The organism is Streptomyces thermovulgaris (genome assembly GCF_002155915.1).
Lineage (GTDB): Bacteria > Actinomycetota > Actinomycetes > Streptomycetales > Streptomycetaceae > Streptomyces > Streptomyces thermovulgaris.
Genome location: NZ_MUME01000288.1, coordinates 1 through 5,303, shown reverse-complemented (window position 1 = coordinate 5,303; position 5,303 = coordinate 1). Strand labels below are relative to the sequence as shown.

Here is a 5,303-nt window from a genome sequence, read left to right as displayed (position 1 = left end):
CACCGGACCCGACCGGCCCCGGGGTGCGGGGCCGGTCGGGTCCGGTGCAGGGGTCAGGTCTCGCCGAGCAGGTGGCGGCACAGACCGGCGTGCACCCAGTCGGCCCACTCCTGGGAACTCCAGCCGCGCTCGGCGACGAGCAGGTGGTAGACCTCCGGGCCCAGCAGGGTGTAGCTGATGTCCGCCGCGCGGTCGATGCTCATGCCCTCGGGCAGGGGATGCTTCTTCGCCAGGGCCTTCACCAGCAGGGACTGGATCTCGTGGCGCTGCTGCTTGTTCCGCTCCCACAGCGGGCGGATCTCCTCGTTGGCGACGGCCGCGTTGCGCAGCACCTCCAGCACGTCGGCGACCCGGTCGTAGATCTCCCGCGCCCCGTCCACCTGATGACGCAGGTGCACACGGGGGTCCTCGGCCTCGACGGCGTTGCGGAACCAGTCGCGCTCCACGGTGGGAACGGGCTCGTGGTCGCCGGCGACCCGGACGTCCAGCAGCTCCTTCAGGATCGCGATCTTGGTGCCGAACTTGAAGTACACCGTCTGCACCGCGACCTTCGCCTCGCGGGCGATGGCCTCGATGGTGGTCCCGTCGTACCCGTGCGCGACGAACAGCTTCAGCGCCGCGTCGAGGAGACGAGCCCGGGTCTCGATGGAGCGTTGGCGCCGCGCGCCCGTTTTTCCGGCCATGGTCCCCTGCCGTTCTACTTTTCTAGAGTGGCACTCTAGAGTACAACGCCAGAGTCTCTTCGCTCCGGGAGGCAAGCGTGGACACGCAGGAACGCGCCAAGGCCGCGCACCCCGGCAGGAAACCCCCGCCCCCGGGTCTGCTGACGCTGACGACCACGAGCATGGGGCTGTCCATGTTCGTGCTCTTCGCGCTCGGGGCACTCGGCCCCGCCCTCCTCGCGGATCTCGGCATATCGCGTTCGCAACTGGGCTCGCTGCCCGCCGTGGCCTTCGGCACCGCCGGCCTTCTCTCCCTGTTCAGCGGACATCTGACGGACCTGATGGGCGGCCGCCGCCTTCTGCTGGTCCTGCTGACCGCGGTCGCCTGCGCCTTCACCGTGCTCGCCCTGGCCGGCGGATACGGCCCGCTGCTCGCCGGGCTCGTCCTCGCCGGCGCCGCCCAGGCCTGCGCCAACCCCGCCACCAACCATCTCATCGCCACCCACCTGCCGCCCCCGCGGCGCGCCGCCGCCATCGGCGTCAAGCAATCCGGCGTCCAGTTCGGCGCGTTCGCCGCCGGCCTGCTCATGCCCTCCCTGGCCGCGGCGACCTCCTGGCGCACCGCCCTCGCCCTCGTCGTCCCCGTCGCCCTGGCCACCGCCGCGGCAGCCGCCCTGCTGCTGCCCCGCGACCAGCCCCGGGAGCACACCGGCAAAACCCGCACGCTGCCCGCGCGCCCCAACCGGGCCGCCCGCTGGCTCGTCGTCTACTCCCTGGGCGTCGGCACCGGCCTGGCCGCCCTCAACACCTACCTGCCGCTGTACGCGCACGAGGAACTCGGCCTGGGCGCACGCGCCTCCGGCGCCCTGATCGCCGCCGTCGGCGTCGCCGGCATCGCCGCCCGGATGCTGTGGACCCGGGTGAGCGGACGCCTCGCCGACATCGGCGTGCCGCTGCTGGTCCTGGCCGCAGCGGCCGTCTGCTTCCTGCTGCTCCTGCCCGCGGCCGGCCTGCTGACCCCGCTGGTGTGGATCGGGGCCGTGGGCCTGGGCGGCTCCGCCGTCGCCGCCAACGCCGTGTCCATGGTCGCCGTCGTGCGCGGCACGGCCTTCGGCGCCACCGGACACGCCTCCGCCCTGGTGTCCATGGGCTTCTTCGGCGGCTTCGTCGTCGGCCCGCTCGGCTTCGGCCTGATCGCCGACGGCCCGGCCGGCTACCTCGGCGGCTGGACCCTGGCCGGCGGCGCCTTCCTGATGTCCGTCCTCAGCGCCCTGATGGTGCGGCGGGCGGTGACGGCATGACCGCCCCCGCGCACACGCGCCCCTGCGCTCCGCCCTGCCGGCCGCCGAGCAGGCACCGGAAACGACAGGACCCCCGTCCGACCAGGTCAGCGGGGGTCCCGACCCCGAAGGGGGGCAGTAGGCCCTGTGGGACTCGAACCCACAACCAATGGATTAAAAGTCCACTGCTCTGCCAATTGAGCTAAGGGCCCAGGCGGTGCTGCCTCCCCGAGCATAGCGGGATCAGGGCCCGTCTCCGATCGGGTATCCGGGGAGGCGAGCCGCGAGGCCGGCTGCTTCGGCCGGGAGATCCCCCGCTGGTCCTGCCCTTCGGCCCGATGTCCTTCGGCCCGATGTCCTTGCCGAACGCGAGTGCGCTGTTGCTCCTCGTCATGAACTTCGTCCTGAAGAGGCAGAGGTCACCGACTCGTGTCCCGCACACCGGCAGGCCCTGCGGACGTCCTGCGGCCTTGTGCGCCCGCGTGTTTTTCCGCCAAAGCCGTCCGCCGTCCGGGTGAACCGCCCCGGGGGCTGCCGTGTTTCCGGCCCGGAAGCCGGTGCTCCGAGCCTTTGGAGGCGGTGGGAAAAGAGGAGTGGGGAGGCGGGGAAAAGGTGTGGAAAAGAAAGGGCCCGCCGTACGACAGCGGTCGTAGGACGGGCCCTTGCCGGGTCACCTCACCCGGTGTCAGCCGCTGCGCCTCCAGCGCGGCTTGTCCTCGCGGCGGCCGAAGGAACCGCCGCCGCGGTGGTCGTCACGGCGGCCGTACGGGCGCTCGTGGCCGGAGCGGAAGCCGGGGCGGCCGCCCTGGCGGTCACGGTTGAACGGACGGTCGCTGCCGCGGTGCCCGCCGCGCTCCTCGCGGCGGAAGCCGCCGCGGTCGTCCCGGCGCTCGTAGCCGCGGTCGTCACGGCGGAAGCCGCCGCGCTCGTCCCGGTCGCGGTGGAAGCCGCCCCGCTCCTCGCGACGGTCGTAGGAACGGCCGGCGCGGTCACGGTCGAAGAAACGGTCCCGGTCGTCCCGGCGGACACCACGGTCGTCACGGCGCTCGTAGCCGCGCTCACGGTCCCGGTCCCGGTCGAACGTGCGGCCGCCGCGGTCGTCCCGGCGCTCGTAGCCGCGGTCGTCACGGCGGAAGCCGCCCCGGTCGTCCCGGTCGCGGTGGAAGCCGCCCCGCTCCTCGCGACGGTCGTAGGAACGGCCGGCGCGGTCACGGTCGAAGAAACGGTCCCGGTCGTCCCGGCGGACACCACGGTCGTCACGGCGCTCACGGCGGTCGTGGGACGGCGCCGCCGTACGCTCCTCGCGCCCGGCCCACGCGTCGCGTTCCTCGTCCGGTGCCCCCGGCTGCTGCGGCAGCGGCACCTCGGCCGCCGCCTGTGCCCCGGCCACCGCCGCCCCGGGGTCCGCACCCCGCTCACGGGCGGCCTTGGCGATCAGCCGGTCGGCCTCCTCGCGCAGCTCGGCCGCGCGCCGCCGGGCGTGCTCCAGCTGCTCGGTGAGGCGGACGACCTCGCGTTCGGCCTGCTGGGCGGCGTTGCTCGCGGCCTCGGCCTGCACCTCGGTCATCGACCGGGCACCGGTGATCTCCGCGACCTCCGGGTCGAAGACCCCGCCGCCCTGGATGACATGGCGCGTGGCCTCCACGCCCGCGTCCTCCATGAGGCGGAAGATCTGGCGGCGCTGGTGCGGAAGCGCCAGGGAGACCACCGTGCCGGTGCGGCCGGCGCGGGCCGTGCGGCCGGCGCGGTGCAGATAGTCCTTGTGGTCGCCGGCCGGGTCGACGTTCAGGACGAGGTCGATGTCGTCGACGTGGATGCCGCGGGCGGCGACGTCGGTGGCGACCAGGACGTCGATGTACCCGTCCTTGAAGTCGGCCAGGGTGCGGGTGCGGGCGCCCTGGGTCATGCCGCCGTGCAGCGCCTCGGCCCTCGCGCCGGTCCCGCGCAGCTGCTCGGCCACGCGGTCGGCGCCGAGCTGGGTGCGCACGAAGACGATGGTGCGGCCCTTGCGGGAGGCGATGGCCGCGGTGACCGGCGCCTTGTCCTTGGGCTTCACGATCAGGATGTGGTGGGACATGGTCGTCACCGCGCCCTGCGCCGCGTCCACCTCGTGGGAGACGGGGTCGTTCAGGTAGCGGTCGACGAGGGTCTGGATCTCGTCCTCCATCGTCGCGGAGAACAGCATCCGCTGGCCGCCCGCCGGAATCTGGTCGAGAAGCTCGGTGACCTCGGGCAGGAAGCCGAGGTCGGACATCTGGTCGGCCTCGTCCAGGACCGTGATCCGCACGTCCTCCAGGGAGCAGGCGCCGCGGCCGATGAGGTCGCGCAGCCGGCCCGGGGTGGCGACCAGGATGTCGACGCCCCTTTCCAGGGCGTGGATCTGGTTGCCCATCGAGGTGCCGCCGCAGACGACCTTCATCCTCAGCCCGAGGACGTCGCCGTAGGGCTGCAGGGCGTCCGCCACCTGCATCGCGAGCTCGCGGGTGGGGGTCAGGATGACGGCCCGCGGGCGCTTCCGCTCGGTGCGGCCGCCGGCCAGCGCGGCCAGGGTCGGCAGTCCGAAGGACAGGGTCTTGCCCGAGCCGGTGCGGCCCCGGCCGAGGATGTCCTTGCCGGCCAGGGCGTCCGGGATGGTCGCGGCCTGGATCGGGAAGGGGGTGGTCACGCCGTTCTGGGCGAGCTTGCGCACGATGCCCTCGGGAAGACCGAGGTCCGCGAACGTGATCCCGGACACCTCGCGGTTGCCGGGGGCGTCGTCGGCGGTCTCGGGCAGGAGGGCGTGATCGACGGTGAGAGACATGAAATGCGAAACCTTCCGGAGTCCTGTCGGCACGCGCCCATCAACTCCGTGATTCGCACCTCGACCGCCTCGATGCGGTCCGCCACGGCAAAGGAGAGTACGCGCCACACGGCGCGCTCCACGGGGGCGCCGGGCACATGGGATCAAACGACCCGCCACCTTACGCACCCTCCGCCCCCGATGGCAAACCGGTCCCGTCGCCGCGGGTCGGGGCCCTGCGCGGTGCGGCCGGCCCGGCTGCGGCGCGGGGTGCCTATTCCGGCTGCGGCCCGGGGTCGTCGTGCGGCGGCGAGGACGGCTCGGGGGACGTCGGCTCCGGCGAGTCCGGCGGCGGGGGCGGAGGGTGCGTAAGGTGGCGGGTCGTTTGATCCCATGTGCCCGGCGCCCCCGTGGAGCGCGCCGCGTGGCGCGTACTCTCCTTTGACGCGGCGGACCGCATCGAGGCGGTCGAGGTTCGAATCACGGAGTTGATGGGCGCGTGCCGACAGGACTCCGGAAGGTTTCGCATTTCATGTCTCTCACCGTCGATCACGCCCTCCTGCCCGAGACCGCCGACGACGC

General features: G+C 73.1%; 3 protein-coding genes and 1 tRNA gene. 1 reads left to right on the top strand and 3 read right to left on the bottom strand.

The window, feature by feature from the left end:
• Positions 1-53 precede the first annotated feature (53 nt).
• A complete protein-coding gene (locus tag CCN35_RS21230) occupies positions 54-683 on the bottom strand; it encodes a TetR/AcrR family transcriptional regulator (RefSeq protein WP_067399454.1) in 630 nt (209 codons plus the stop codon).
• 77 nt (positions 684-760) lie between these two features.
• Between CCN35_RS21230 and CCN35_RS21225 the strand changes: the two genes are divergently transcribed.
• Positions 761-1,963: an MFS transporter gene (locus CCN35_RS21225; RefSeq protein ID WP_086793919.1), complete on the top strand. Its 1,203-nt coding sequence runs from the start codon at positions 761-763 to the stop codon at positions 1,961-1,963.
• Between the two features lie 118 nt (positions 1,964-2,081).
• On the opposite strand, the gene CCN35_RS21220 is transcribed toward CCN35_RS21225, so the two are convergent.
• A tRNA-Lys gene (locus tag CCN35_RS21220) sits at positions 2,082-2,154 on the bottom strand.
• A gap of 473 nt (positions 2,155-2,627) precedes the next feature.
• Entirely contained in the window at positions 2,628-4,742 is a 2,115-nt protein-coding gene (locus CCN35_RS21215; RefSeq protein ID WP_086793918.1) for a DEAD/DEAH box helicase, read from the bottom strand.
• Positions 4,743-5,303: the final 561 nt, after the last annotated feature.

Coding starts and splice junctions, on each gene's coding strand:
- CCN35_RS21230 (WP_067399454.1), bottom strand. CDS start 683: ATGGCCGGAAAAACGGGCGCGCGGCGCCAACGCTCCATCGAGACCCGG.
- CCN35_RS21215 (WP_086793918.1), bottom strand. CDS start 4,742: ATGTCTCTCACCGTCGATCACGCCCTCCTGCCCGAGACCGCCGACGAC.